Raw genomic sequence first — 25,871 nt, 5'->3', positions numbered from 1 at the left:
TCGACTTCAGAAGTTGCCGCCGAAAAAGCCGGCCCAACCGGTACCGATATTGAAGCCACCGGAGTCGCTGTTGCCGACGTTTCCAGCGCCCGAGTTGAATCCGCCGACAATGTTGTTGAGGTTTGCGAAACCGGAATTATTGTCTCCGGTGTTGGAGAAGCCGACATTGTAAAAGCCAGTATTTCCGAAGCCTGAATCGTTGTTGGATCCGGTGTTCCCAATGCCGGAGTGCTGCGCCCCTTGGTTCCCGATACCGGAATTGCTTTGGCCTGGACCACCGGTCACACCGGCGTTGCCGTAACCCGAGTTGTTGTCACCGAAATTGTTGAAGCCCGAATTGCCTGTGCCGGTATTCCCAAACCCGGAGTTAGCCATCGGCTGAATGATGGAACTGCCGAAGCCGGTATTCAAGCTCCCGGAGTTGAAAGCACCGGTGTTGGTATGGCCCGAGTTCCACAATCCGGTGTTCACTGAGCCTCCATTGAAGGCTCCGGTATTCACGTCGCCGGCGTTGAAGCTCCCAAAGTTGCTGTCGCCCGAATTGTAATCGCCCGTGCCGCCGGGCCCCGAGTTGAACCAGCCGGTGTTATGACTGCCGGCATTAAAGGAACCGACATTGCTGGAGCCGGCGTTACCGAGGCCGGTATCGTATGAACCGGAATTCCACCAGCCGGTGCTCGTGGTACCTGAGTTGCCAAAGCCGGTACTGCCCGCGCCGGAGTTCCAAGCACCCCAGTTTCCCACTCCCGCGTTCAGCCAACCCAAGTTAGCGCTTCCCGAGTTGAAGATGCCGTGGTTGCCGTTGCCCGAATTGAACAAGCCGACGTTTCCGGTGCCGGAGTTCAGGCCGCCGAATCCAATTTGATTGTTGCCGGTGAGCCCGATGCCGATATTATTGTTTCCAGTGTTCGCAAAGCCGATATTGTAGCTGCCAGTGTTAGCGAAGCCCACGTTGAGATCGCCGCTGTTCCCGCTACCAAGGTTCCCGCTGCCAATGTTTCCGCTGCCAAAGTTATTGCTACCGCCGTTCCCGAAACCGAGGTTGCCGCCACCGATATTTCCACTGCCGAAGTTATTGCCGCCGACATTCCCGAAGCCAAGGTTCGCGTTCCCGTTGTTTCCGCTGCCCAGGTTGTTGTTGCCGGCGTTACCGCTGCCGATGTTGAGGCTGCCGACATTGCCACTGCCAAGGTTGACGTTGCCGTGGTTGCCGCTGCCATTATTGACGTTGCCGTTGTTTCCGCTGCCCAGGTTGACGTTGCCGTTGTTGCCGCTGCCCACGTTCAAATCGCCGGTATTACCGGAGCCGAAGTTTCCACTGCCGGTATTGCCGAAACCCAGGTTTGGCAGCGAGATGTTGGTGCCGGCCGCCGCACTCGAACCGCCCGATACGGCGGACGCCGCCGGCCGGATCCAGGACGCCGACACGTCTACGGGGCTGGGCAAACCCGAGAGGCCGGAAATGCCTTGCAGCGCAGGATGCCACGGTGTCAGCGCGGCCGCCGCGGCCGACGCGTCAGCGTGATAGCTCAGCATCGCGACCACGTCCTGTGCCCACATCTGCTCGTATTGGGCCTCGGCCGAGGCAATCGCCGGCGCATTCAAGCCGAGCACATTCGATACCACCAGCTGCACGAACCGATTACGGTTGATCGCCACCATCAACGGGTGCACGGTGGCCGTCCGCGCCGCGTCAAACGCATCGGCCACGGCGCGAGCCTGGGTCGCCGCCCCTGACGCGTGACCTGCCACGGCGCTCAGCCATCGAGCGTAGGGCGCCGCGGCAACCGCCATTGCCGCCGAGGCCGGGCCCTGCCAGCAATCCCCGACCAACCCCGACGTCACCGACGAAAACGACGACGCCGCACCGGCCAGTTCAGCGGCCAGTCCATCCCAGGCCGAAGCCGCTGCCAGCATCGATTCCGCACCGGCTCCGGAAAAAATTCGCAACGAATTGATCTCCGGTGGTAACACCGAAAAGTTCATCCACTCTTGCCCTTCTTCAGCCGACCTGCCCCGACCGACGTGTCCGTGACCACGGGCCTGAGCAACCGTTGCACCGACGCTGCCAGGCTGTCAGCGGTTCCGGCGAATTGCTCGAGAAGGCAACGCCGGCATGTGGGCGGCACCCCGGTCCGTACCGCAGATGTCGCAGCAACGGCCTCCGAGGCCGTGCGTATCGTCGAATCCGGACGGTGAAGGACAACGCGCGACCTATGCGGCATTGGCAGTCTGGCCTTGACGTGATCCGGACCGGTCGCACCCGGTCAGCGCTGCTGACATAGTTATCGCCCGCTCACACCGGTCCGCATCGCTAGGGCGTCGCTCACCGAGCTACGGCAACGCCACGACACCAAGGAATAGGACCGTGCTCATGCCCCCGTCGACCGCCGAGACCATCGCCGAATTGGCTGACCGGTTGTTCACTGCCATCGAGGGCGGCGACAGCGCGGCAGTTGCCCGCATGTGGAGCGACGACATCGCGGTGTGGCGAGCGGGCGCCCGTCAGGACGACGACAAGGCACGCGCACTGCGCGTTATCGATTGGTTCATCTCGGCGACCACGGCGCGCCGCTATGAGCTTCTGGACCGCCACGTTTTCGATGACGGGTCCGGTAGGGGCTTCGTCCAACAGCATGTATTACGTGCTGCCGGCCAAGGCGGCCGATCGATCGCCATACGGGTTTGCATCGTGATCAAGCTGGATACCGAAGGTCTGATACGCCGGATCGACGAGTATTTCGATCCGGCCGGCCTTACACCCTTGCTGGCGTGACCCGAGTTCGGGGTTTCTGCGACCGACGCCGCAGGTGCGGGTACACCACACAGGGACCGACAACAACCGGGTGGGCGCCATGCCCGACATACAGTGAGGCACAACGATGACAACGCTCGAAACGCTGCTCAGCGATCCCGATGCCGTCGGGGCATGGAGTCTTGTTCCCAATCACTCGGCAGTCACCTTCAAGATCAAAAACATGTGGGGCCTGCTTACGGTCAAAGGCGAATTCACCAAGTTCACCGCACGCGGCGAATTGACTGACGACGGCGTAGTCTCCGGTTACCTCGAGGTCGACGTCGCCTCGCTACGCACCGGTATCCGCCTGCGCGACAAGCACTTACTGTCCGCTGACTTCTTCGACGTGGAACGCTTCCCACAGATCCGGGTTGTGGTTACCGCGCTGCACCCGACCAAGGGCAAACACGCCGACCTGCAGGCCAGTTTCACGATCAAAGGCATTACGGACCCGGTGACCCTGCCGGTCACGGTGACAGAGTTCAGCGACGGATCGGTGCGCATATCAGGCGAAGCCGAGCTCGACCGAGCCCAATTCGGGCTGCGCTGGAACAAGTTCGGCGTAATGGCTGCGACGGCGACCGCTGCGGGCGAGGTCTGCTTTGTAAAGGCGCCCTAGCAGAACGAAATCCGTTCAGCCACCACGCATCTGAATCCCCGCGTCTTGCTTTGCGCGAGGTCGCAGCTTCCCTGGTTCGGCTTCCGGCCGTAGCGAAACCGGCTTATCCTCCGCCTCCGAAGCCTGTTGGTCCTCTTTGGTGGATGACCGAGGCGACGCATCGGTGGCCCGTGGTCGCAACGCCGATTCGGGAATTCCCGAGCCCGTCGATTGCGCTACCCGCGCTACGGGGGCCGGGGCCGCCTTCGCGGCAATTTCGGGATCCGCATTCGGCAGAACCCCCATGTGGGGGGCCGCGGCCTCGACTTCGGGCGCCGGCGGGGCCGCTGCTTCGGGTGCCCGAGTCTGCGCGACGGCATTTCCGGTGCTTCCTGCACCACTGCTCACGCCAGCAGACCCCGACTGATTGCCACCGGTGGTCGGGATCGGCACCGGGACACCCATCATCCCGGGCCCCACGGCACCGCCGTTTACGCTGGTGGCACCGCCGGCCAAGAGGCTCGCACTGCCGACATGGCCGCTGCCGGCACTGCCTGGGCCTACGTTGCCGGACATCGGGTCGGCCTGCGACAGGCCGCCGCCGGGGTCGGCATTGACGACATTGTTCGTGTCCCCGACGACCGCGCCGCCGCTTGCATTGCCAAGGTTGCCGGCGCCGACGTTCGCACCGTCCCCGCTGCCGCCGCCGACGCTGCCCGCACCTGCGACGCCACTGCCGGCGCTGGCGCCCGCGGCGCCGGCGCTGCCCAGACCCGGGAGGCCCTTGAGGATGCTCTGCCACGGCACCAGCTGCGATGCCAGTGCCGCCGCCCCGGAGTAGTAGCCCGACATGGCAGACACGTCCGCCGCCCACATCTCTTCATAGATGCTCTCCGCGATCGCTATCGCCGGTGCATTCTGGCCGAACAAATTCGACATCACCAGTTGCACGAATGAATCACGGTTGGCCGCCACCGCTCCCGGAAGGACCGTTGCCGCCTGCGCCGCCTCGAACATGCTGGCCATGGCGCTGGCTTGTCCGGCAGCGCCAGCCGACTGTGCCGCGGCTGCACTCAGCCACGCCGCATACGGAGCTGCCGCGGCCGCCATCGCCGCCGCTGCCGGGCCTTGCCAGGCCTGACCCGCCAAGCCCGACGTCACCGACGCAAACGACTGAGCCGCGGCCCCCAGCTCTTCGGCAAGTCCCGCCCATGCGGTCGCCGCCTGCAGCATTGGCGCCGTACCCGCACCGATGAACATCCGTAAAGAGTTGATCTCCGGCGGCAGCATTGGAAAAGTCACTGCACGAGTCCTCCAGAATCGCTTGCCGGTTTATACCGACCCCGGGCACAGCGTAACGACAAATGACCGCCGATTCACCGCTTAGCGCTACATTCATCATTTCCACTCCGTTGCCCCACGCGACAGGCTCGTCCCAGCAGCGCGGACCCGCGAATCCGGGGCGCCAGCGGCCGACGGCCGCGCCACACGCGGGCGGGCGGGTTCCCGTCAGCGCCGAGAGGTGACTCCGCCTGTCCGGAGACCGCCGTACGACGATCACACTCGCTATTGACAACTTTGGTTGACAGACGTTCTAATTTATCTGCGATACGGCATTTGTTTCTATAGACAATGGTCTGCCCTGCGTCTCTCGATCACGTCCGTTAGCCCCGGGGCGGCGCACAAACCCGCCCCGAGCGAACCTGTCGATACGCACACGGAGGCGGGATTGCAGTAATGCCAACAACTTTGGATAGTGAAAGCACCCGGGTCCGGTGTGCTGCATCTGGTTGCGAGCCGAAGCGCCGCCTGTCGTTCGCTAGCCAGACGTGGGGCTGAAGCGATGGAAACGTTCATCGCCTCGCATCATTCGTATTGGTTGTTGCCGCTCTTTGCGGCCACCGGCATTCCCGTTCCGGAAGAAGTGGTCACCGTCGCGGCGGGCGTGTTGAGCTCACCTTCGGTGGCCCGGCTGCAGCCGGGTCTGGCAATGCTGGCGTGCCTGTCCGGGGTGTTGGTCGGCGACTGCGCGCTGTACTGGATGGGCAGGTCGCTCGGTCAGACACGTCTGGGACGGCATCGCTGGTTTGCGCGGTTGGTCGACAGCGATCGAACAGCGCACGTCGGACGCATCCTGCAACAACATGGCGTGAAGGTGTTCTTGCTCGTGCGATTCGTGTTCGGGATGCGCACTCCGCTGTATCTGGCAATCGGTGCCCTACGAATGGACTTTCGCCGTTTTCTGATGTGCGATTTGGTAGGCGGGACGTTGGCCGTGAGCACTTTTTTCCTATTCAGCTATCTCGGCGCTGGATGGGTCAGCAGGCTGATTCATCGGTCGGAATGGGCGGCGACTGCGATCTTGCTGCTGTCGGCTGCGACCGCCAGCTTGTATTACGGCGTCTGGAAGCGTTGGCGCGTGCAATTGAGCGCGCACCGGCCTGGATTGCAAGGAAAGGCACGATGAGTCGACGGCCTCCTGTCACCACCCTGTTTCTTCGCGAGTTCTGCACCAAGTTCGAGACCACCGGAGCAGTGACGCCCAGCACCCGCTACCTGGCCCGGGCCATCACCCGGCACCTTCGCCGCCGCGGTCCAACACCTATCCGCGTTCTGGACTGCGGGCCGGGCACCGGCGCGTTCACTGACCGAATCGTCGAACACCTGCGCCCGGGTGACGTATTGGACGTGGTGGAAATCAATGACGCCTTTGTCCGCATGTTGCAGAGACGTTTTGCCACCGAACCACGTTGGCAGGCGATCAGCGATTTCACCAATATCCATAATCTGCCGTTCCAGAATTTCGATGCCGCTGAGCCATACGATTTCATCATTTCAGGCCTGCCCCACAGCAACTTCCCCGCGATCACCGTGGCGGAGATCCTCCACTCTTACACCCGGCTACTCAAGCCCGGAGGGGTACTCAGCTACGTCGAATACCTGTACCTCCGGCAAATCCGCAAAACCCTGTCACGCGGGAGCGAGCGCGTTCGCGTCAGCAGTGTCGAGCAGCTCATGTTGTCGCACATGAGCGAGCACCAGGTCACCCACGAGAGTGTTCTGCGCAACGTTCCGCCCGCCCGGGTACACCATTTGACCGCGCCGGCGGGCGGCGCCGGGGGAAACACGGGAACTGACTGGAACACACTCAGTGCGTAGGACCTCGCTGTGCGAGCCCCGCCGCACCACTCACCCACCGCCGCGCCCATCACGAGGACGTCACAGCCCGATCGTCTCGATGCCCGCCGTGATATCGACGGCCGACGAGCACAAGTAGCATCTCCACCGTGCCCGACTCCAGCGACGCCCTGCGGATCCTCGTTTACAGCAACAATGTCCAAACCCGCCAACAGGTGATGCGTGCGCTGGGCAAACAGCTGCATCCTGATCTGCCGGAATTGACCTATGTCGAAATTGCGACCGCACCGATGGTGATACGGCAGATGGACGAAGGCGGCATCGACTTGGCCATCCTCGACGGCGAGGCGACACCCGCCGGGGGTATGGGAATCGCCAAACAGCTCAAAGACGAACTCTCGACCTGCCCACCGATTCTGGTGCTCACCGGGCGCCCGGATGACGCCTGGCTGGCCAGCTGGTCCCGGGCCGAGGCGGCAGTTCCGCATCCGATCGACCCGATCATGCTGGGCCGCGCAGTGCTGGGATTGCTGCGCGCGCCGGCGGTCTAAGCGACTGCGCAGAAGCTGACGGCCGACCGAGCAGGCCGCCATATGAGCCGCCCTCGGGCAGCGAGCGGCCGGCCCGTCGGAATCGCGGTGTCGCGGCCCGATTGCGACCACCGGTTGACCGCGCCAATCGCTTTCGCGGCTTCGTGCCCATCCACAGCCCTGCTACCCGAGGCGCACAGCAACGCCTGCCCAGCCGCGGATCTTCGGGCGCCTACGAGGTCGACCCCGGGCACCCGTCGTTGCCGTAGCGCGACTATGTTGAATATCACTGCGTCGGTCCGTCAGCCCGGCCCGTCACAGCAGCCCGGTCACCGCCCGGCCGCTACGTTGGCGGCCCACACGACGGATCATGGAGCGAGTTTGAACGTCTACATCCCCATCCTGGTACTCGGGGGGATCGCTGCCGCTTTTGCCGTGTTCTCGGTTGTGATAGCGAGCCTGGCGGGCCCGTCGCGCTTCAACCGGTCGAAGCTTGCGGCCTACGAATGTGGGATTGAACCAACCGACGCTCAGGCCGGGGCCGAGGCGGGCGGGGCGCCCGCGACGGGCGGGCAGCGGTTCCCTATCAAGTACTACCTGACCGCAATGTTGTTCATCGTCTTCGACATCGAGATCGTGTTCCTATATCCGTGGGCGGTCAGCTTCGACGCGCTGGGCACCTTCGCGCTGGTCGAAATGGTGATTTTCATGCTCACGGTTTTCGTGGCCTATGCCTACGTGTGGCGCCGCGGGGGCTTGACGTGGGATTGAGGCCTGAGATGGGTTCGCGGTGGTTTGAGATGGGATTGAGGTAGGGCGTGGGACTGGAAGAACAGCTACCCGGCGGGATCCTGCTGTCGACAGTCGAGAAGGTCGCCGGCTACGTCCGCAAGAACTCACTGTGGCCGGCAACGTTCGGCTTGGCGTGCTGCGCGATCGAAATGATGGCGACCGCTGGGCCGAGATTCGACCTCGCCCGCTTCGGGATGGAACGATTCTCGGCGACGCCGCGGCAAGCGGATCTGATGATCGTGGCGGGACGGGTCAGCCAGAAGATGGCGCCGGTGCTGCGCCAGATCTACGACCAAATGGCCGAGCCGAAATGGGTTCTCGCCATGGGGGTGTGCGCGTCGTCGGGCGGGATGTTCAACAACTACGCGATCGTGCAGGGTGTAGACCACGTCGTTCCGGTCGACATCTACCTGCCCGGCTGTCCGCCGCGGCCCGAGATGCTGCTGCACGCAATCCTCAAGCTGCACGAAAAGATTCAGGAAATGCCGCTGGGCGTCAACCGTGAGCGTGCCATCGCCGAGGCCGAAGAGGCGGCGCTGCTGGCCCGGCCCACGATCGAGATGCGTGGATTGCTGCGATGAGCTCCCCCGACCAAGACCCGCGGGAAGCCACCGCGCACGCCGACGACGAAGTTATCGACGTTCGCCGTGGAATGTTCGGTGTCCGCGGGACCGGTGACACCTCCGGATATGGACGCCTGGTGCGTCAGGTCACGCTCCCTGGCAGCAGCCCCAGGCCCTACGGCGGCTATTTCGACGACATCGCCGACCGTCTCGCCGAAGCACTGAACCGGCACGACATCCAATTCGACGACGCCATCGAGAAAGTCGTGGTCTACCGCGACGAGCTCACCCTGCACGTCAGCCGCGAGCATCTACCGCAAGTCGCTCAACTTCTGCGTGACGAACCGGAATTGCGCTTCGAGATGTGCCTGGGCGTCAACGGGGTGCACTACCCACACGAAACTGGCCGGGAACTGCACGCCGTCTATCCTCTGCAGTCGATCACCCATAACCGTCGTCTGCGACTGGAAGTGTCTGCGCCCGATAGTGATCCGCATATCCCGTCACTGTTTTCGGTCTATCCGACCAACGACTGGCACGAACGCGAGACATACGACTTCTTCGGGATCATCTTCGACGGACATCCGTCACTGACCCGCATCGAGATGCCCGACGACTGGCACGGACATCCCCAACGCAAGGACTATCCACTCGGGGGCATCCCGGTCGAATACAAGGGCGCGCAGATACCGCCGCCCGACGAGCGTAGGGGCTACAACTGATGAGTGAAACCGACACCATCCTGGTCGCCGGCGGCCAGGACTGGGGGGACATCGTCGACGCCGCCCGCAAGGCGGACCCCGGCGAACGCATCGTGGTCAACATGGGGCCCCAGCACCCGTCCACGCATGGGGTGTTGCGTCTCATCCTCGAGATCGAAGGCGAGACGATCATCGAGGCCCGCTGCGGAATCGGCTACCTGCACACCGGAATCGAGAAGAACCTCGAATATCGGTACTGGACCCAGGGCGTCACCTTCGTGACCCGAATGGATTATCTGTCACCGTTTTTCAATGAGACCGCGTACTGCCTTGGCGTGGAGAAACTGCTGGGTATCACCGATCAGATCCCGGAGCGGGTCAACGTGATCCGGGTGATGCTGATGGAGCTCAACCGCATCTCCTCGCACCTGGTGGCCTTGGCGACCGGCGGTATGGAGCTGGGCGCGATGACGGCGATGTTCATCGGGTTCCGGGCCCGCGAAATCATCCTCAACGTATTCGAGTCGATCAGCGGCTTGCGAATGAACCATGCCTATATCCGGCCCGGCGGCGTGGCGCAGGATCTTCCGCCCAACGCGGTCACCGACATCGCCGAAGCCCTCAACCAGTTACGGCAACCGCTGCGCGAGCTGGGTGATCTGCTCAACGAAAACGCCATCTGGAAAGCCCGTACCCAAGGCATCGGCTATCTCGACCTGACCGGCTGCATGGCGCTGGGCATTACCGGCCCGATCCTGCGTTCCACCGGACTGCCGCACGACCTGCGCAAGAGCGAACCCTACTGTGGATACGAGAACTACGAATTCGACGTGATCACCGATGACGCCTGTGATGCCTACGGGCGCTACATGATTCGGGTCAAAGAGATGTGGGAGTCGGTGAAGATCGTCGAGCAGTGCCTGGACAAGCTCAAGCCGGGACCCACCATGATCGAGGACCGTAAGATCGCCTGGCCCGCCGACCTGAAGGTCGGCTCGGACGGCATGGGCAACTCGCCGGAGCACATCGCCAAGATCATGGGCACTTCGATGGAGGCGCTGATCCACCACTTCAAGCTGGTGACCGAGGGCATCCGGGTGCCGCCCGGCCAGGTCTACGTGGCGGTGGAATCGCCCCGCGGAGAGCTCGGCGTGCACATGGTCAGCGACGGCGGCACCCGCCCCTACCGGGTGCATTACCGGGATCCGTCGTTCACCAACCTGCAGGCGGTCGCCGCGATGTGCGAGGGCGGCATGGTCGCCGACCTGATCACCGCCGTGGCCAGCATCGACCCGGTCATGGGCGGGGTGGACCGATGACCCAATTGCCCGACCCCACCTCGGCCGCTACGCGACCACATGGTCGTCAGGCTCAGACCGGACCACAGGGAAAATCGGTGTTCATCCGCCTGGGGCCGCCGCCCGAAGAACCCAACCAGTTCGTCGTCGAGGGTGCGCCTCAGACGTATCCGCCGGAGGTCCAGGCGCGCCTGGAGGTCGACGCCAAGGAGATCATCGGCCGCTACCCCAACAAGCGTTCCGCACTGCTGCCGCTGCTGCACCTGGTGCAAGGCGAAGACTCCTACCTGACGCCCGCGGGCCTGGAATTCTGCGCCACTCAGCTGGGGCTGACCGGCGCCGAGGTTTCGGCGGTCGCGAGCTTCTACACCATGTACCGGCGCGGCCCCACCGGCGATTACCTGGTCGGGGTGTGCACCAACACACTGTGCGCCATCATGGGCGGCGACGCCATCTTCGAGGAACTCAAAGTGCATCTCGGCATCGGCAATGACGAAACCACCGCCGACGGCACCGTCACCCTGCAACACATCGAATGCAACGCGGCCTGCGACTACGCGCCGGTGGTGATGGTGAACTGGGAATTCTTCGACAACCAGACGCCGGAATCGGCGTGCGAACTCGTCGACTCGCTGCGTACCGGCAACCCGAAGGAGCCCACCCGCGGGGCTCCGCTGTGCGCCTTCCGGGAAACATCCCGCATCCTGGCGGGGCTGCCGGATCAGCGGCCCGATCAGGGCCAGGGCGGGGCCGGTGCGGCCACCTTGGCCGGGCTACGGGTGGCGAAGGAAAACGGCATGCAAGCCCCAGAACCCCCGGAATCGGCACCGGAAGGCAACTCATGACGGCTTCGTCGGCAACCCCGTTGACGCCGGTGATCAGCCGGTTCTGGGACGACCCCAAGTCGTGGACCCTGGAAACCTATCGGCGTCACGACGGCTACCGGGCAATGCACAAGGCCCTGTCCATGGACCCGGACGCGGTGATCGGCACCGTCAAGGATTCGGGGCTGCGCGGGCGCGGCGGCGCGGGTTTTGCCACTGGCACCAAATGGTCATTTATCCCGCAAGGCGACAAAGGTCCCGCAGCCAAACCGCACTACCTGGTGGTCAACGCTGACGAGTCCGAACCCGGCACCTGCAAAGACATTCCGCTGATGCTGGCGACACCGCACGTGCTCGTCGAGGGAATCATCATCGCCGCGTACGCGATCCGGGCCCACCACGCCTTCATCTACGTGCGCGGCGAGGTGCTGCCGGTACTGCGCCGGCTGCAGAACGCGGTGGCCGAGGCGTACGCCGCGGGTTACCTGGGCCGCAATATCGCCGGCTCCGGTTTCGACCTGGAGTTGGTGGTGCACGCCGGCGCGGGCGCCTACATCTGCGGCGAGGAGACCGCGCTGCTCGATTCGCTGGAAGGCCGGCGCGGCCAGCCGCGGCTGCGTCCGCCCTTCCCCGCCGTGGCCGGGCTCTATGGCTGCCCGACGGTGATCAACAACGTCGAGACCATCGCCAGCGTCCCTGCGATCATCCTGCATGGCGTCGACTGGTTCCGGTCGATGGGCAGCGAGAAATCGCCTGGCTTCACGCTGTATTCGTTGTCCGGTCACGTCACCCGACCGGGCCAGTACGAGGCCCCGCTGGGCATCACGTTGCGCGAATTGCTCGATTACGCCGGCGGGGTGCGCTCGGGGCACCGGCTCAAGTTCTGGACGCCGGGGGGGTCCTCGACGCCGTTGCTCACCGACGAACACCTCGACGTGCCCTTGGATTACGAGGGTGTCGGCGGTGTCGGCTCAATGCTGGGCACCAAAGCGCTGGAGATCTTCGACGAGACCACCTGCGTGGTGCGTGCGGTGCGGCGCTGGACCGAGTTCTACAAGCACGAGTCGTGCGGGAAATGCACACCGTGCCGGGAGGGCACGTTCTGGCTGGACAAGATCTACGAGCGGCTGGAGACTGGCCGGGGCACCCGCGAAGACATCGACAAACTGCTCGACATCTCGGACTCAATTTTGGGAAAGGCGTTCTGCGCGTTGGGCGATGGCGCGGCGAGCCCGGTGATGTCATCCATCAAGTACTTCCGCGACGAATACGTCGCGCATGTCGAAGGCGGCGGATGCCCGTTCGACCCCCGGGAATCCATGCTCATGGCGAACGGAGACAAGGCGTGACCCAGACGGCCGACACCGAAAGCCGGGTGGCTCAGCCGGAGATGGTGACGCTGACCATCGACGGAAACGAAATCAGCGTTCCCAAAGGCACTTTGGTGATCCGCGCGGCCGAGTTGATAGGCATCCAGATCCCGCGGTTCTGCGACCACCCGCTGCTGGATCCGGTGGGCGCATGCCGACAATGTCTCGTCGAGGTCGAGGGACAGCGCAAGCCGCTGGCGTCGTGCACCACAGTGTGCACCGACGACATGGTGGTCCGTACCCAGCTCACCTCCGAAGCCGCCGACAAGGCCCAGCACGGTGTGATGGAACTGCTGTTGATCAACCATCCGCTGGACTGCCCGATGTGCGACAAGGGCGGTGAATGCCCGCTGCAGAACCAGGCCATGTCCAACGGCCGTCCGGAATCCCGCTTCACCGACGTCAAACGCACGTTCGCCAAGCCCATCAACATCTCCGCGCAGGTATTGCTGGACCGGGAACGCTGCATCTTATGTGCACGCTGCACCCGCTTCTCCGAGCAGATCGCCGGCGATCCGTTCATCGACATGCAGGAGCGCGGCGCCCTGCAGCAGGTCGGCATCTACGCCAACGAACCGTTCGACTCCTACTTCTCGGGCAACACGGTGCAGATCTGCCCCGTCGGCGCGCTGACCGGGACCGCCTACCGTTTCCGGGCGCGCCCGTTCGACTTGGTCTCTAGCCCCAGCGTCTGTGAGCACTGCGCGTCGGGCTGTGCGCAACGCACCGACCATCGCCGGGGCAAGGTGCTGCGCCGGCTGGCCGGTGACGACCCGGAAGTCAACGAGGAGTGGAATTGCGACAAGGGACGGTGGGCTTTCACCTACGCGACCCAGCCGGACCTGCTCACCACTCCCCTGATCCGCAACGCCGAGGGTCAGCTGATGCCCGCCTCGTGGTCACACGCCATGGTGGCCGCGGCCCAGGGACTCGAGGCGACCCGCGGACGCACCGGGGTGCTGGTCGGTGGCCGGGCCACCTGGGAAGACGCCTATGCCTACGCCAAGTTCGCGCGAATCGTGTTGGACACCAACGATATCGACTTCAGGGCCCGGCCGCACTCAGCCGAGGAGGCCGATTTCCTGGCGGCCCGGGTCGCGGGCCGGGCACTCGCCGTCAGCTATTCCGACCTGGAATCGGCTCCAGTGGTGGTGCTGGTCGGGTTCGAGCCCGAAGACGAGTCGCCGATTGTCTTCCTGCGGCTGCGCAAGGCCGCCCGCAAGCACAAGGCTCCGGTGTATGCGATCGCGCCCTTTGCCACCCGTGGGCTGCAGAAGATGTCCGGCACGCTGATCACCACCGCTCCCGGCGCGGAGCCCGCAGCCCTGGACGGGCTGGCCACCGGTGAAGTAGGCGATCTGCTGGCCACGCCCGGTGCAGTCATCATGGTCGGCGAACGCCTAGCCACAGTGCCCGGCGGATTGTCCGCTGCGGCGCGGCTGGCCGACTCGACGGGAGCGCGGCTGGCGTGGGTCCCGCGCCGCGCCGGCGAACGCGGTGCGCTGGAGGCCGGCGCGTTGCCGGGACTGCTGCCCGGTGGCCGCCCGCTGGCCGACGAGACCGCACGATCGCAGGTCCGAGAGGCCTGGCATGTGGCCGAATTGCCCACTGCGCCAGGGCATGACGCCGACGGCATGCTGGCCGCCGTCGTCGACGGCACGCTGGGCGCGCTGCTGGTGGGCGGTGTCGAGCCGGGCGACTTCGCCGATCCGGACGCGGTGCTGGCCGCCCTGGACGCCGCCGGGTTCGTGGTCAGCCTGGAACTGCGGCACAGCGCCGTCACCGAACGCGCCGACGTGGTGTTCCCGGTCGCACCGACGGCGCAGAAGGCCGGTGCCTTCGTCAACTGGGAGGGTCGCTACCGCGGGTTCCAACCCGCGCTGTACGGCACCATCGCGCAGGCCGGCCAGTCGGATCACCGCGTTCTCGACGCGCTGGCCGACGAGATGGGCGTCTACTTGGGAGTGTCGACCGTCGAGGCGGCCCGCGCCGAGCTTGCGGCACTGGGCACCTGGGACGGCAAACACGCTGCCGGCCCGCATAATTCGGCCGCGTCGTCCGCGCCCGGGCCCGCCGAACCCGGTGCGGGTGAGGCCATCCTGACCGGTTGGCGGATGCTGCTCGACGCGGGCCGGCTACAGGACGGCGAACCGCACCTCGCCGGCACCGCGCGCCCGCCTCTGGTGCGGCTGTCGGCCGGCACCGCAGCCGAGATCGGCGCCGACGACGGCGACGAGGTCACCGTCAGCACCCCCCGCGGCTCAGTCACCTTGCCGCTCGAGGTCACCGACATGCCCGATCGGGTGGTGTGGCTTCCGCTGAACTCCCCGGGCTCGGCAGTGCATCGGCAGCTGGGCGCGACGGTGGGCAGCATCGTGCGAATTGGAGTGAGCGAATGACCCGCGCCGGCGGCGATGCAGAACGAAATGATGCGGAGGAGCGGTGCCGATGACCCCGTTCGGGCACGACACGTGGTGGCTGGTAGTGGCCAAGGCGATCGCCATCTTCGCCTTCCTCATGCTGACCGTCCTGGTGGCGATCCTGGCCGAACGAAAACTACTGGGCCGGATGCAACTGCGGCCCGGCCCCAACCGGGTAGGGCCACACGGCGCGTTGCAGAGCCTCGCCGACGGAATCAAGCTGGCGCTCAAGGAAAGCATCACTCCCGGCGGCATCGACAAGTTCGTGTATTTCCTGGCGCCGATCATCTCGGTGATTCCGGCGTTCACGGCATTTGCGTTCGTTCCGTTCGGCCCCGAGGTGTCGGTATTCGGCCACCGGACGCCGCTGCAACTGACCGATCTGCCGGTCGCGGTGCTGTTCATCCTGGCGTTGTCCGCGATCGGGGTGTATGGCATCGTGCTCGGCGGCTGGGCTTCGGGATCGACGTATCCGCTTCTGGGCGGGGTGCGCTCGACCGCGCAGGTCATCTCCTACGAGGTCGCGATGGGGCTGTCGTTCGCCACCGTGTTCCTCTACGCCGGCACCATGTCGACGTCACAGATCATCGCCGCACAAGACCGGGTCTGGTACGTCTTTCTGTTGTTGCCGTCGTTCGTGATCTACCTGATCTCCATGGTGGGCGAGACCAACCGGGCACCATTCGACCTGCCCGAAGCCGAGGGTGAGCTGGTCGCGGGCTTCCACACCGAGTACTCGTCGCTGAAGTTCGCAATGTTCATGCTCGCCGAATACGTCAACATGACAACGGTTTCGGCGCTGGCCGCAACGATGTTCCTGGGCGGCTGGCACGCACCCTGGCCGCTGAACATGTGGGCCGGGGCCAACACCGGCTGGTGGCCGGTGCTGTGGTTCACCGCCAAGGTGTGGGGCTTTTTGTTCATTTACTTCTGGCTGCGCGCGACGCTGCCGCGGCTGCGCTACGACCAGTTCATGGCGCTGGGCTGGAAATTGCTGATCCCCGTCTCGCTGGCGTGGATCATGGTCGCCGCCGTCATCCGCGCGCTGCGCAACCAGGGATTTCAGTATTGGACGGCGACGTTGGTCATCAGCAGTCTCGTCGTGGCCACCGGCCTGGTGATGTCGTTGCGAAGCCCGGGCTCCAGGGTGAAGCGCCGCCAACAGCGCGCCGAGACCACGGCCGAGCGCGGCGCCGCCGAACCGGTATTTCCGACCCCGCCGCTGCCCATGAAGCCACTGGCCCAGCCAGTTGGTGCGAGCAAGGAGAACGCACGTGGCTAGACTCCTGGACGCCGTTGCCGGATTCGGCGTGACCCTCGGTTCGATGTTCAAAAAGACCGTCACCGAGGAGTATCCGGAAAAGCCGGGTCCGGTGGCGCCGCGCTACCACGGCCGTCATCAGCTCAACCGGTACCCCGACGGGTTAGAGAAATGCATCGGCTGCGAATTGTGCGCCTGGGCGTGCCCGGCCGACGCGATTTACGTCGAGGGCGCCGACAACACCGAGGAAGCGCGTTATTCCCCCGGTGAGCGTTACGGCCGGGTGTACCAGATCAACTACCTGCGGTGCATCGGTTGCGGCCTGTGCATCGAGGCCTGCCCCACCCGCGCGCTGACGATGACCAACGACTACGAGATGGCCGACGACAACCGCGCCGACTTGATCTACGAGAAGGACCGGCTGCTGGCGCCGCTGCTGCCCGAAATGACCGCGCCCCCGCACCCCAGGGCTGCCGGCGCCACCGACAAGGATTACTACCTCGGTAACGTGACTCCGCACGGCGTGCGCGAGCCGCAGCAAGCCGGAGACTCGCGATGACCGCACTCCTGGCGTCTGATCTGGCGTCTAATTTGGCGCAAGACACCATCGTTCGGACGTCCACCGGTGAAGCGGTGACGTTCTGGATTCTCGGGGCGCTGGCGCTGATCGGCGCGCTCGGGGTGGTGCTGGCCGTTAACGCGGTGTACTCGGCGATGTTCTTGGCGATGACGATGATCATCCTGGCGGTGTTCTACATGGTCCAGGACGCGCTGTTTCTGGGCGTCGTCCAGGTCGTGGTCTATACCGGCGCGGTGATGATGCTGTTCTTGTTCGTGCTGATGCTGATCGGCGTGGACTCCGCGGAGTCACTGAAGGAGACTTTGCGCGGACAGCGGGCCGCGGCGGTGGTCACCGGGATCGGGTTCGGCATCCTGCTGGTCGGCGGCATCGGCAACGTGGCGACCGGCGGCTTCGCCGGGCTGACCGCCGCCAACGCCAACGGCAACGTCGAGGGTCTGGCGGCGCTGATCTTCTTTCGCTACCTGTGGGCTTTCGAGTTGACCAGTGCGCTGTTGATCACCGCCGCTATCGGAGCGATGGTGCTGGCTCATCGAGAACGCTTCGAGCGCCGCAAGACGCAGCGGGAGCTTTCCAAGGAACGCTTCCGTCCCGGCGGGCACCCCACCCCGATGCCAAACCCGGGTGTCTACGCGCGCCGCAACGCGGTCGATGTGGCGGCGCGGCTGCCCGACGGCACGTATTCGGAGTTGTCGGTCTCGTCGGTCCTGCGCAGCCGCGGCGCGGACGGCACTGCGACCGCCGACACGGTCAAAGGTGGTACGTCGTGAACCCGGCCAATTACCTCTACCTTTCGGCGCTGCTGTTCACCATCGGCGCCTCCGGCGTGCTGTTGCGACGCAACGCGATCGTCATGTTCATGTGCGTGGAACTGATGCTCAACGCCGTCAACCTGGCGTTCGTCACGTTCGCGCGGATGCACGGCCACCTCGACGGACAGATGATCGCCTTTTTCACCATGGTGGTGGCCGCCTGCGAAGTCGTCGTCGGTCTGGCCATCATCATGACGATTTTCCGTGCCCGCAAATCGGCGTCGGTCGACGACGCGAACCTACTCAAAGGCTAGAAACGCCAAGATGACTGACTACACCTGGCTGCTGGTGGCGCTGCCGCTGGTGGGTGCCGCGATCTTGCTGTTCGGCGGCAGACGAACCGACGCGTGGGGTCATTGGCTGGGCTGCGCCGCGGCCATCGCGGCGTTCGGCGTGGGCGCGGCGTTGCTTGCCGAGATGCTCGACCGGGCCGAGAGCGACCGCGTCATCCGTCAGACGGTGTTCACCTGGATTCCGGTGGGCGGGCTGCAGGTCGACTTCGGGCTGCAGCTCGACCAGTTGTCGATGTGCTTCGTGCTGCTGATCACCGGCGTGGGATCGCTCATCCACATCTATTCGGTCGCCTACATGAAAGATGACCCAGACCGCCGCCGGTTTTTCGGCTACCTGAACCTGTTTTTGGCCTCGATGCTGTTGCTGGTGGTCGCCGACAACTATGCGCTGCTCTATGTCGGCTGGGAAGGCGTGGGCCTGGCGTCGTACCTGCTGATCGGTTTCTGGTATCACAAGCCGTCGGCCGCCACGGCCGCCAAGAAAGCGTTCGTGATGAACCGGGTCGGCGACGCCGGCCTGGCTTTGGGCATGTTCGTCATGTTCGCCACGTTCGGGACGCTGTCCTACGGCGGAGTTTTCGCCGGTGCGCCGGCGGCCAGTCGTGGTGCGCTGACCGCGATGGGGTTGTTGCTGCTCTTAGGTGCGTGCGCCAAATCCGCCCAGGTTCCACTGCAGGCCTGGCTGGGCGACGCGATGGAGGGCCCCACCCCGGTGTCCGCGCTGATCCACGCCGCCACCATGGTGACCGCCGGCGTGTATCTGATCGTGCGGTCCAACCCGCTGTACAACCTGTCGCCGGATGCTCAGCTGGCCGTGGTCATCGTCGGTGCGGTCACCTTGCTGTTCGGGGCCTTCATCGGCTGCGCCAAGGACGACATCAAACGCGCGCTGGCCGCGTCGACGATGAGCCAGATCGGTTACATGGTGCTGGCCGCCGGGCTGGGCCCGGCCGGTTATGCCTTCGCGATCATGCACCTGCTCACCCACGGTTTCTTTAAGGCCGGCCTGTTCCTCGGATCCGGCGCGGTGATCCACGCGATGGACGAAGAACAGGACATGCGCCGCTACGGCGGGCTGCGGGCCGCGCTGCCGGTCACGTTCGTCACCTTCGGGCTGGCCTATCTGGCGATCATCGGGGTGCCGCCCTTCGCGGGCTTTTTCTCCAAGGACGCGATCATCGAGGCAGCCCTGGGTGCCGGCGGAGCCCGCGGATATGTCCTGGGCGGAGCCGCGCTGCTGGGTGCCGGTGTCACCGCGTTCTACATGACGCGGGTCATGCTGATGACCTTCTTCGGCAAGCAGCGCTGGGCGCCTGGGTCGCACCCGCACGAAGCGCCGGGGCTGATGACGTGGCCGATGATCTTGCTGGCCATCGGCTCGGTGTTCTCCGGGGGCCTGTTGGCCGCCGGCGGAACCCTGCGCAACTGGCTCGAGCCCGTTGTCGGCGCACCCGAAGAAGCCGTCCACGCCGTCCCGGCCTGGGTCAGCACCACGGTGACCCTCGGTGTCGTCGCCGCCGGGATCGCGGTGGCCTACCGGATGTATGCCACCGCACCCATCCCCCGGGTGGCCCCCACTCAGGTGTCGGTGCTGACGACGGCCGCGCGCGCCGACCTCTATGGCGATGCCTTCAACGAGGAGGTGTTCATGCGCCCCGGCGCGCAATTGACCCACGCGGTGGTCGAAGTCGACGACGCCGGTGTGGACGGCTCCGTCAACGCGTTGGCGGCTCTGGTGAGCCTGACTTCGAATCGCTTGCGGCGCATGCAAACCGGCTTTGCGCGTAACTACGCGTTGTCCATGCTGGCCGGTGCGGCCCTGGTAGCCGCGGTGTTCCTGGTGGTGAACCTGTGGTGAGCAATGTTCCGTGGCTGAGTGTGCTGTGGCTGGTTCCGCTGGCCGGTTCGGTGCTGGTCATCCTGCTGCCGCCCGGGCTGCACCGACTGGCCAAGTGGACGGGAGTGATCGTCAGCGTCGCGACGCTGGCCGTCTCGGTCGTGGTCACAATCGGCTTCAAGCCCGGCTCCCAAACCGGCACGGAACCGTACCAGTTCGTCGAAAAGCATTCCTGGATACCGGCTTTCGGCGCCGGCTACACCCTCGGGGTGGACGGCATCGCGGTGGTGCTGGTGCTGCTGACCACGGTGCTGATTCCGCTGCTGCTGGTCGCCGGCTGGAACGACGGAGATGGTGGCGACCCGCAGCGCCCGGCCTCGCCGAGCTTGGGACAGTCACGAGGGGGCGGGCGCACTCGCGGTGTGCACGCCTATGTCGCGCTGACGCTGGCCATTGAGTCGATGGTGCTGATCTCGCTGGTCGCGCTGGACGTGTTGCTGTTCTACATCTTCTTCGAAGCCATGCTCATCCCGATGTACTTCCTCATCGGCGGCTTCGGCCAAGGTCCCGGGCGCTCGCGCGCAGCAGTGAAGTTCTTGTTGTACAACCTGTTCGGCGGGCTGATCATGCTGGCGGCGGTGATCGGGCTATATGTGGTGACCGCGCAGCACGGTCCGGGAACCTTCGATTTCCGAACCATTGTGGCCGGCGTGCAGTCTGGTCAGTACGGCGTCGACCCGGCGGTGTTCAAGGCGCTCTTCCTGGGTTTCATGTTCGCGTTCGCCGTCAAGGCGCCGCTGTGGCCCTTCCACCGCTGGCTGCCCGACGCCGCGGTCGAGTCCACACCCCCGACCGCGGTGCTGATGATGGCCGTGATGGACAAAGTCGGCACCTTCGGCATGCTGCGTTACTGCCTGCAGCTATTCCCCGACGCGTCAACGTACTTCCGCCCGCTGATCGTGACGCTGGCCATCATCGGTGTGATCTACGGCGCGGTGGTGGCCATCGGCCAGACCGACATCATGCGGCTGATCGCCTACACCTCGATCTCCCACTTCGGGTTCATCATCGCGGGCATCTTCGTGATGACCACCCAGGGCCAGAGCGGGTCGACGCTGTACATGCTCAACCATGGCCTGTCCACGGCGGCGGTGTTCCTGATCGCCGGCTTCCTCATTTCGCGCCACGGCAGCCGGTCGATCGCCGACTACGGCGGTGTGCAGAAGGTGGCGCCGATTCTGGCCGGCACGTTCCTGGTTTCGGCCATGGCAACCCTGTCGCTGCCCGGCCTGGCCCCGTTCGTCAGCGAATTCCTGGTGCTGCTAGGTACTTACAACCGCTACTGGCTGGCCACGGCGTTCGGCGTCACCGCGCTGGTTCTGTCTGCCATCTACATGCTGTGGCTCTACCAGCGGGTGATGACCGGGCCGGTGGCCAAGGGCAACGAACGAATCGGTGACCTGGTGGGCCGCGAAATGATCGTGGTGACGCCGCTGATCGCGTTACTGCTCGTGCTGGGGGTTTACCCCAAACCGATACTCGACCTCATCAACCCCGCGGTCGAGAACACCATGACCACCATCGGCCAGCATGATCCCGCGCCTCACGTACCCATGAGTACCGGAGCTCCCCGGACAGCCGAAGGACCGCACCAATGACCTTGCCCAGCCCCAGCATTGAGTACTTTCTGCTCTGCCCGATGCTGATCGTCTTCGGCGTCGCTGTGGTCGGAGTGCTTGTCGAGGCATTCCTGCCGCGCCGCATACGCTACGGCGCCCAGGTGACGCTCGCCGTCGGCGGATTGGTCGCCGCGTTCATCATGCTCGTCGCGGTGGCCAGATCCATCCCGGCGTCCGGCCGCCGCGCAGTGCTCGGGTCGGTAGCGGTGGATCGACCGGCGCTGTTCCTGCAGGGCACCGTTTTGCTCGTCGCCGTGCTGGCGGTCATTTTCGTCGCCGAACGCAGTGCCCACCGCGCTGCCACTCCGCGCAGGCTGGCAGTCGCCGCGGGCAGCGGCGGGCTGGATTCCTTTACGCCGCAGGCTTCCGCGGTGCCAGGCAGCGCGGCCGAGCACGAGGCCGAACGGGCCGGCGCCGCGCAAACCGAGATCTTCCCGCTGCTGACGCTGTCGGTCGGCGGCATGATGGTCTTCTCCGCGTCCAACGACCTACTAACGATGTTCGTGGCGCTCGAAGTCTTGTCCCTGCCGCTGTACTTGATGTGCGGGCTCGCTCGTCACCGCCGGCTACTGTCGCAGGAAGCGGCGTTGAAGTACTTTTTGCTGGGCGCCTTCTCGTCGGCGTTCTTCCTCTATGGAGTCGCATTGCTCTACGGTGCGACCGGCACGCTGACCCTGTCCGGTATCCGCGATTCGCTTACGGCACAAAGTGATACCTCAATGGCATTGGTAGGCGTCGGGCTGCTGTCGGTCGGCCTGCTGTTCAAAGTCGGCGCGGTCCCCTTCCATTCCTGGATTCCCGACGTGTATCAGGGAGCGCCCACCCCGATCACGGGATTCATGGCGGCCGCCACCAAGGTTGCGGCGTTCGGCGCACTGCTGCGCGTGGTTTATGTCGCGTTGCCGCCGCTCCACGACCAGTGGCGCCCGGTGCTGTGGGCGATTTCGATCGTGACCATGGCGGTGGCCACCATCACCGCGGTGAACCAGACCGACGTCAAACGGATGCTGGCCTATTCGTCGGTCGCACACGTTGGCTTCATCCTCACCGGCGTCATCGCCGACAACCAAGCCGGCCTGTCGGCAACGCTGTTTTATCTGGTCGCCTACAGCTTTTCCACGGTGGGCGCATTCGCCATCGTGGGCCTGATTCGCAACGCCGAGGGAGTCGAGGACGCCAACCTGTCGCACTGGGCGGGGCTGGGTCAGCGTTCACCCATTGTGGGGGTAATGCTTTCGATGTTTCTGCTGGCGTTCGCCGGCATCCCACTGACCAGCGGGTTTATCAGCAAGTTCGCGGTGTTTAGGGCCGCGGCCCAAGGGGGGGCGGTGCCGCTGGTGATCATCGGTGTGATCGCCAGCGGGGTCGCCGCCTACTTTTACGTACGCGTGATCGTGCTGATGTTCTTTACCGAAGGCACCCACGACACGCCGCAAGTGGTGGCACCGGGCGTGCTGAGCAAGGCCGCCATCGCCATATGCGCCTTCGTCACAGTGGTTTTGGGGATTTTCCCGCAGCCGGTGCTCGATCTGGCCGAGCACGCTGCACAGCTGCTGTACTAACGTGCGGACAGTAGCCGATCCGTCAACGCACGCAGCGGACTCTAAGACCGCCGCGAGCACCGCCACCACCCATATCGGCTGCTGCCCTGATTCCCTGATTGGCACGCCAGAGTCGCCGCCGGCTGATAGATTCAACGACCACATATCCATGAGGCGAAGCTGGGCTATCCGCAAGGAGCGCTCCGTGGACATGCAACCGCAGAAATGGTGTCTGGCTCCGCCGACAGAAATATCGGGCAATCGTTGTTCGGCAGCAGTCGTGAAAATTGGAGTGAAATGACGGTGGCACAGGTTTCACATCATGCGATGACGCCGCGCCAGCGGATGACCGTTGTCGCGACCGGTCTCGGAATCTTCATGGTGTTTGTGGACATCAACATCGTGAATGTTGCGTTGCCCAGCATCCAAGCCGTTTACAAGACGGGTGAGCAAGGTCTTCAGTGGGCGGTCGCCGGCTACAGCCTCGGTATGGCAGCCGTGCTGATGAGCTGCGCCCTGCTCGGCGATCGGTACGGGCGTCGACGCGGATTTTTCATCGGGCTGGGGGTATTCGCCGCCGCCTCCATCGTCTGTGCGGTCCCGGTCAGCCTGGGGATACTCACGGTGGCGCGAGTCGTCCAGGGCGTGGGTGCGGCCTTCATTTCGGTGCTCTCGCTTGCGTTGCTGAGTCACGCTTTCCCCGATCCGGGGATGAAAGCGCGGGCGATAGCCGGTTGGATGGCCATTGGCTGCATCGGCGCCGGTTCCGCCCCAGCATTGGGCGGGGTGCTGGTAGAGAATATGGGCTGGCGTAGCGTTTTCGCGGTGAACGTGCCGCTGGGAGCGGCTGTCTGGTTGCTGACCCGTCTGAGCGTGACCGAGTCCAAGGATCCCGACCCGACCCAGCTGGACTGGCCAGGACAGCTGATGTTCGCTCCCGCGGTCGCCTTACTCGCATACGCGATCATCGAGGCGCCGCGTGCGGACCGACAGCCCGGACTAATGGTCATATTGCTGGTGGTCGCGATCGTGCTCCTGTGGTTTTTCGTCCAGCACGAGCGTCGCGCCGTGTTTCCGCTGATTGATCTTCAGTTGTTTACCCACCCGGTTTACCGGTCGGCGCTGGTGGTCTACTTCGTGGTGATGTCCTGCTATTTCGGGACATTGATGGTTATCACCCAGCATTTCCAGAACGTGCGCGGCTTCACTCCACTGCACGCGGGTCTGTTGATGTTGCCGGTTCCGGTGGGATTTGGAATTGCGAGCCTGCTGGCGGGGCGGGCGGTGGAAAGCTGGGGCCCCCGGCTGCCGGTGCTGATTTGTTTGGCGGCAATGATTGTCGGCTTGGCGCTCTTCGGGATCGCTATCGGTCGCGTGATGCCAGTGGTGGTTACCGGCCTGGCGCTGTTCGGGGCGGGGGCCGGCGGGTGTGCCACCCCGTTGCTGCATATCGCAATGACCGAGGTCGACGATCATCGAGCCGGTATGGCTGCCGGACTGATCAATCTGCAGCGGTCACTGGGCAGCATTTTCGGTGTCGCCTTGCTTGGTTCGATCCTCGCGGGTTGGCTGAGCGTCGCTCTGCCGGAGCGGCTGGATGACGTGATCAGTGATCCCGCCGAGCGCGCATCGGTTCTATTCACGGTGGTCGACGGCGCAAACCCGCGTGCTCATGCTGCTGAAATCGGGCCCGGACACCCGACGACGTCACAGCAGGAGCAGACGATCGTGCGCGTCGCGGACAAAGAGTTCATTCGCGGCGTCCAACTCGCGGTTGCCGGCGCTGCGGTGTTGCTCTCGGCTGCGCTCGTCCTTGGTGTGCGACGCTTCCCGAGTGGCGTTCCCACCGCACCGTAAAGGGTTGAAAATCACTCTCTGCCAATACTTTTAGCGGGGCCAGGCTAGCCGCACGGCTGCTGCCAAGAGGAGCGCCCATTGGGCAGTGATCATTGACACCCCAACGTGACAGCCGGCCATCGTGGCTTCCCGCGGCCACGGCTGAGGCCTACATTCTGTCGTCCTGAGCATCGGACGTCGCGATCGCAGACGTGCGAGTGGCCGCCAGGGGGCCGGCTCGACGGACGCCGAGACTCCAGACCTTCACGGTCGCAGGGAGGCAGCGGATCGTCAAAGTCGTCGGGTGCCAACAGGTTCGGGAACTGACCGAACCGCCGCGGCACCGGCCGGATAGGGACAAGCATGGCGACAGGCCGACCGTAACTGGTAATGGTGATCGAGGTGCCGGTGCGCCGGACTTCGGCTAACAGAGCATTGAGCGATTCTTGGCCTCGGTGCGTGTCAGGGTCTCTATGTCAGCCACAGTAAACGCTGTAAGGCTATCCAGCTGGCGACGCTAGATTGACTAGCTGACATAGTCGAGATGCCGCTCCCCTCATGCGCCGGCGTGCGTCGCAGCGGGCTTCTCATTCGGCGCCAAAGAAATTGGGTATGGAACCGGCGGAGGGCAGGACGGGAGTCGCCGCCGTACAGACGGAAAGGCCGGTGCGCCCGCGCCACCTTGACGTTGCCTGAGCCAGCTCGCCGGATCGTCACCGTGCTTAGTGGAAGAACCCGGACTGGCTGTCGCCGGTGTTGAAGCCACCCGAGCTGAACGTGCCCGAGTTCTGGACGCCCGAATTGTCGCTGCCCGAGTTGCCGACGCCGGCGTTGTCACTGCCGGAGTTGGCGATGCCCGTGTTGGCAATGCCGGTGGCGAGTCCCCGTTACTGAGTCAACCCGTTTTTAGAGCCGGGTTTGTTTGATTCGGATTCAGTTGATCTCGCAGGCCACCGGGGTATGGGTGTGTCTGCAGGCCGAAGCGTACTCGGCCGGTGTGC

24 protein-coding genes are annotated in these 25,871 nt (G+C 64.7%); 20 read left to right on the top strand and 4 right to left on the bottom strand.

Annotation, left to right across the window (positions count from 1 at the left end; translation table 11 throughout):
• Nucleotides 1-6: 6 nt before the first annotated feature.
• The gene (locus EET13_RS07405; RefSeq protein ID WP_122441666.1) at nucleotides 7-1,986 is read right to left on the bottom strand and encodes a PPE family protein; all 1,980 of its coding nucleotides are present in this window, start codon (nucleotides 1,984-1,986) and stop codon (nucleotides 7-9) included.
• A gap of 388 nt (nucleotides 1,987-2,374) precedes the next feature.
• Here EET13_RS07405 and EET13_RS07400 point away from each other — a divergent pair, with 388 nt between their 5' ends.
• Nucleotides 2,375-2,776: a nuclear transport factor 2 family protein gene (locus EET13_RS07400; RefSeq protein WP_122441748.1), complete on the top strand. Its 402-nt coding sequence runs from the start codon at nucleotides 2,375-2,377 to the stop codon at nucleotides 2,774-2,776.
• Nucleotides 2,777-2,882: 106 nt separating this feature from the next.
• On the top strand, nucleotides 2,883-3,416 hold the full coding sequence (locus EET13_RS07395) for a YceI family protein (RefSeq protein WP_122441665.1): 534 nt from the start codon (nucleotides 2,883-2,885) through the stop codon (nucleotides 3,414-3,416).
• 15 nt (nucleotides 3,417-3,431) lie between these two features.
• On the opposite strand, the gene EET13_RS07390 is transcribed toward EET13_RS07395, so the two are convergent.
• Nucleotides 3,432-4,697 carry a PPE family protein gene (locus EET13_RS07390; RefSeq protein ID WP_122441664.1) on the bottom strand — a complete coding sequence of 422 codons (1,266 nt, stop codon included), beginning with the start codon at nucleotides 4,695-4,697 and terminating at the stop codon, nucleotides 3,432-3,434.
• A gap of 541 nt (nucleotides 4,698-5,238) precedes the next feature.
• Between EET13_RS07390 and EET13_RS07385 the strand changes: the two genes are divergently transcribed.
• From EET13_RS07385 to EET13_RS07300, 18 genes are all read left to right on the top strand, one after another.
• On the top strand, nucleotides 5,239-5,862 hold the full coding sequence (locus EET13_RS07385; RefSeq protein ID WP_122441663.1) for a DedA family protein: 624 nt from the start codon (nucleotides 5,239-5,241) through the stop codon (nucleotides 5,860-5,862).
• Nucleotides 5,859-6,554 carry a class I SAM-dependent methyltransferase gene (locus EET13_RS07380; protein ID WP_168991073.1) on the top strand — a complete coding sequence of 232 codons (696 nt, stop codon included), beginning with the start codon at nucleotides 5,859-5,861 and terminating at the stop codon, nucleotides 6,552-6,554. The genes EET13_RS07385 and EET13_RS07380 overlap by 4 nt, the downstream gene beginning before the upstream one ends.
• A 128-nt stretch (nucleotides 6,555-6,682) precedes the next feature.
• Nucleotides 6,683-7,084 (top strand): Rv3143 family two-component system response regulator, encoded by a 402-nt coding sequence (locus EET13_RS07375; RefSeq protein WP_122441661.1) that lies wholly within the window; start codon nucleotides 6,683-6,685, stop codon nucleotides 7,082-7,084.
• A 360-nt stretch (nucleotides 7,085-7,444) separates the two neighbouring features.
• Nucleotides 7,445-7,834, top strand: coding sequence for an NADH-quinone oxidoreductase subunit A (locus EET13_RS07370; protein ID WP_122441747.1), 390 nt, complete (start codon nucleotides 7,445-7,447; stop codon nucleotides 7,832-7,834).
• Between the two features lie 47 nt (nucleotides 7,835-7,881).
• Nucleotides 7,882-8,436: a NuoB/complex I 20 kDa subunit family protein gene (locus EET13_RS07365; RefSeq protein WP_023371908.1), complete on the top strand. Its 555-nt coding sequence runs from the start codon at nucleotides 7,882-7,884 to the stop codon at nucleotides 8,434-8,436.
• Complete coding sequence (locus tag EET13_RS07360; protein ID WP_122441660.1) at nucleotides 8,433-9,140, top strand: NADH-quinone oxidoreductase subunit C; 708 nt, start codon at nucleotides 8,433-8,435, stop codon at nucleotides 9,138-9,140. The genes EET13_RS07365 and EET13_RS07360 overlap by 4 nt, the downstream gene beginning before the upstream one ends.
• A complete protein-coding gene (gene nuoD, locus EET13_RS07355) occupies nucleotides 9,140-10,438 on the top strand; it encodes an NADH dehydrogenase (quinone) subunit D (protein WP_122441659.1) in 1,299 nt (432 codons plus the stop codon). Before EET13_RS07360 ends, nuoD begins: the two co-directional genes overlap by 1 nt.
• Nucleotides 10,435-11,262: an NADH-quinone oxidoreductase subunit NuoE gene (gene nuoE / locus EET13_RS07350; protein WP_122441658.1), complete on the top strand. Its 828-nt coding sequence runs from the start codon at nucleotides 10,435-10,437 to the stop codon at nucleotides 11,260-11,262. Before nuoD ends, nuoE begins: the two co-directional genes overlap by 4 nt.
• Entirely contained in the window at nucleotides 11,259-12,590 is a 1,332-nt protein-coding gene (gene nuoF / locus EET13_RS07345; protein WP_122441657.1) for an NADH-quinone oxidoreductase subunit NuoF, read from the top strand. The genes nuoE and nuoF overlap by 4 nt, the downstream gene beginning before the upstream one ends.
• Nucleotides 12,587-15,010 carry an NADH-quinone oxidoreductase subunit G gene (locus tag EET13_RS07340; RefSeq protein ID WP_122441656.1) on the top strand — a complete coding sequence of 808 codons (2,424 nt, stop codon included), beginning with the start codon at nucleotides 12,587-12,589 and terminating at the stop codon, nucleotides 15,008-15,010. The genes nuoF and EET13_RS07340 overlap by 4 nt, the downstream gene beginning before the upstream one ends.
• Before the next feature lie 49 nt (nucleotides 15,011-15,059).
• Nucleotides 15,060-16,313 (top strand): NADH-quinone oxidoreductase subunit NuoH, encoded by a 1,254-nt coding sequence (gene nuoH, locus EET13_RS07335; RefSeq protein WP_122441655.1) that lies wholly within the window; start codon nucleotides 15,060-15,062, stop codon nucleotides 16,311-16,313.
• The gene (nuoI, locus tag EET13_RS07330) at nucleotides 16,306-16,851 is read left to right on the top strand and encodes an NADH-quinone oxidoreductase subunit NuoI (protein ID WP_122441654.1); all 546 of its coding nucleotides are present in this window, start codon (nucleotides 16,306-16,308) and stop codon (nucleotides 16,849-16,851) included. The genes nuoH and nuoI overlap by 8 nt, the downstream gene beginning before the upstream one ends.
• 20 nt (nucleotides 16,852-16,871) lie before the next feature.
• On the top strand, nucleotides 16,872-17,642 hold the full coding sequence (locus EET13_RS07325; protein ID WP_425293646.1) for an NADH-quinone oxidoreductase subunit J: 771 nt from the start codon (nucleotides 16,872-16,874) through the stop codon (nucleotides 17,640-17,642).
• Nucleotides 17,639-17,938 carry an NADH-quinone oxidoreductase subunit NuoK gene (gene nuoK, locus EET13_RS07320; RefSeq protein ID WP_007168303.1) on the top strand — a complete coding sequence of 100 codons (300 nt, stop codon included), beginning with the start codon at nucleotides 17,639-17,641 and terminating at the stop codon, nucleotides 17,936-17,938. Before EET13_RS07325 ends, nuoK begins: the two co-directional genes overlap by 4 nt.
• A 10-nt stretch (nucleotides 17,939-17,948) precedes the next feature.
• On the top strand, nucleotides 17,949-19,835 hold the full coding sequence (gene nuoL, locus EET13_RS07315) for an NADH-quinone oxidoreductase subunit L (protein WP_122441652.1): 1,887 nt from the start codon (nucleotides 17,949-17,951) through the stop codon (nucleotides 19,833-19,835).
• Entirely contained in the window at nucleotides 19,832-21,472 is a 1,641-nt protein-coding gene (locus tag EET13_RS07310; protein WP_122441746.1) for an NADH-quinone oxidoreductase subunit M, read from the top strand. Before nuoL ends, EET13_RS07310 begins: the two co-directional genes overlap by 4 nt.
• Nucleotides 21,469-23,055 (top strand): NADH-quinone oxidoreductase subunit NuoN, encoded by a 1,587-nt coding sequence (nuoN, locus tag EET13_RS07305; RefSeq protein WP_122441651.1) that lies wholly within the window; start codon nucleotides 21,469-21,471, stop codon nucleotides 23,053-23,055. The genes EET13_RS07310 and nuoN overlap by 4 nt, the downstream gene beginning before the upstream one ends.
• A 306-nt stretch (nucleotides 23,056-23,361) precedes the next feature.
• A complete protein-coding gene (locus tag EET13_RS07300) occupies nucleotides 23,362-24,891 on the top strand; it encodes an MFS transporter (RefSeq protein WP_122441745.1) in 1,530 nt (509 codons plus the stop codon).
• An 89-nt stretch (nucleotides 24,892-24,980) separates the two neighbouring features.
• Here the strand turns inward: EET13_RS07300 and EET13_RS32555 are convergent, their stop codons facing one another.
• Both EET13_RS32555 and EET13_RS07290 read right to left on the bottom strand, forming a co-directional pair.
• Nucleotides 24,981-25,268, bottom strand: a complete 288-nt coding sequence (locus EET13_RS32555) for a hypothetical protein (RefSeq protein ID WP_342211452.1) — start codon at nucleotides 25,266-25,268, stop codon at nucleotides 24,981-24,983.
• Nucleotides 25,269-25,592: 324 nt separating this feature from the next.
• On the bottom strand, nucleotides 25,593-25,724 hold the full coding sequence (locus tag EET13_RS07290; RefSeq protein ID WP_425294229.1) for a hypothetical protein: 132 nt from the start codon (nucleotides 25,722-25,724) through the stop codon (nucleotides 25,593-25,595).
• Nucleotides 25,725-25,871 lie beyond the last annotated feature (147 nt).

This window comes from Mycobacterium attenuatum, from assembly GCF_900566085.1.
Taxonomy (GTDB): Bacteria; Actinomycetota; Actinomycetes; order Mycobacteriales; family Mycobacteriaceae; genus Mycobacterium; species Mycobacterium attenuatum.
The sequence above is the reverse complement of the archived record's forward strand: the minus strand, read 5'-3'. Positions and strand labels throughout refer to the sequence as shown.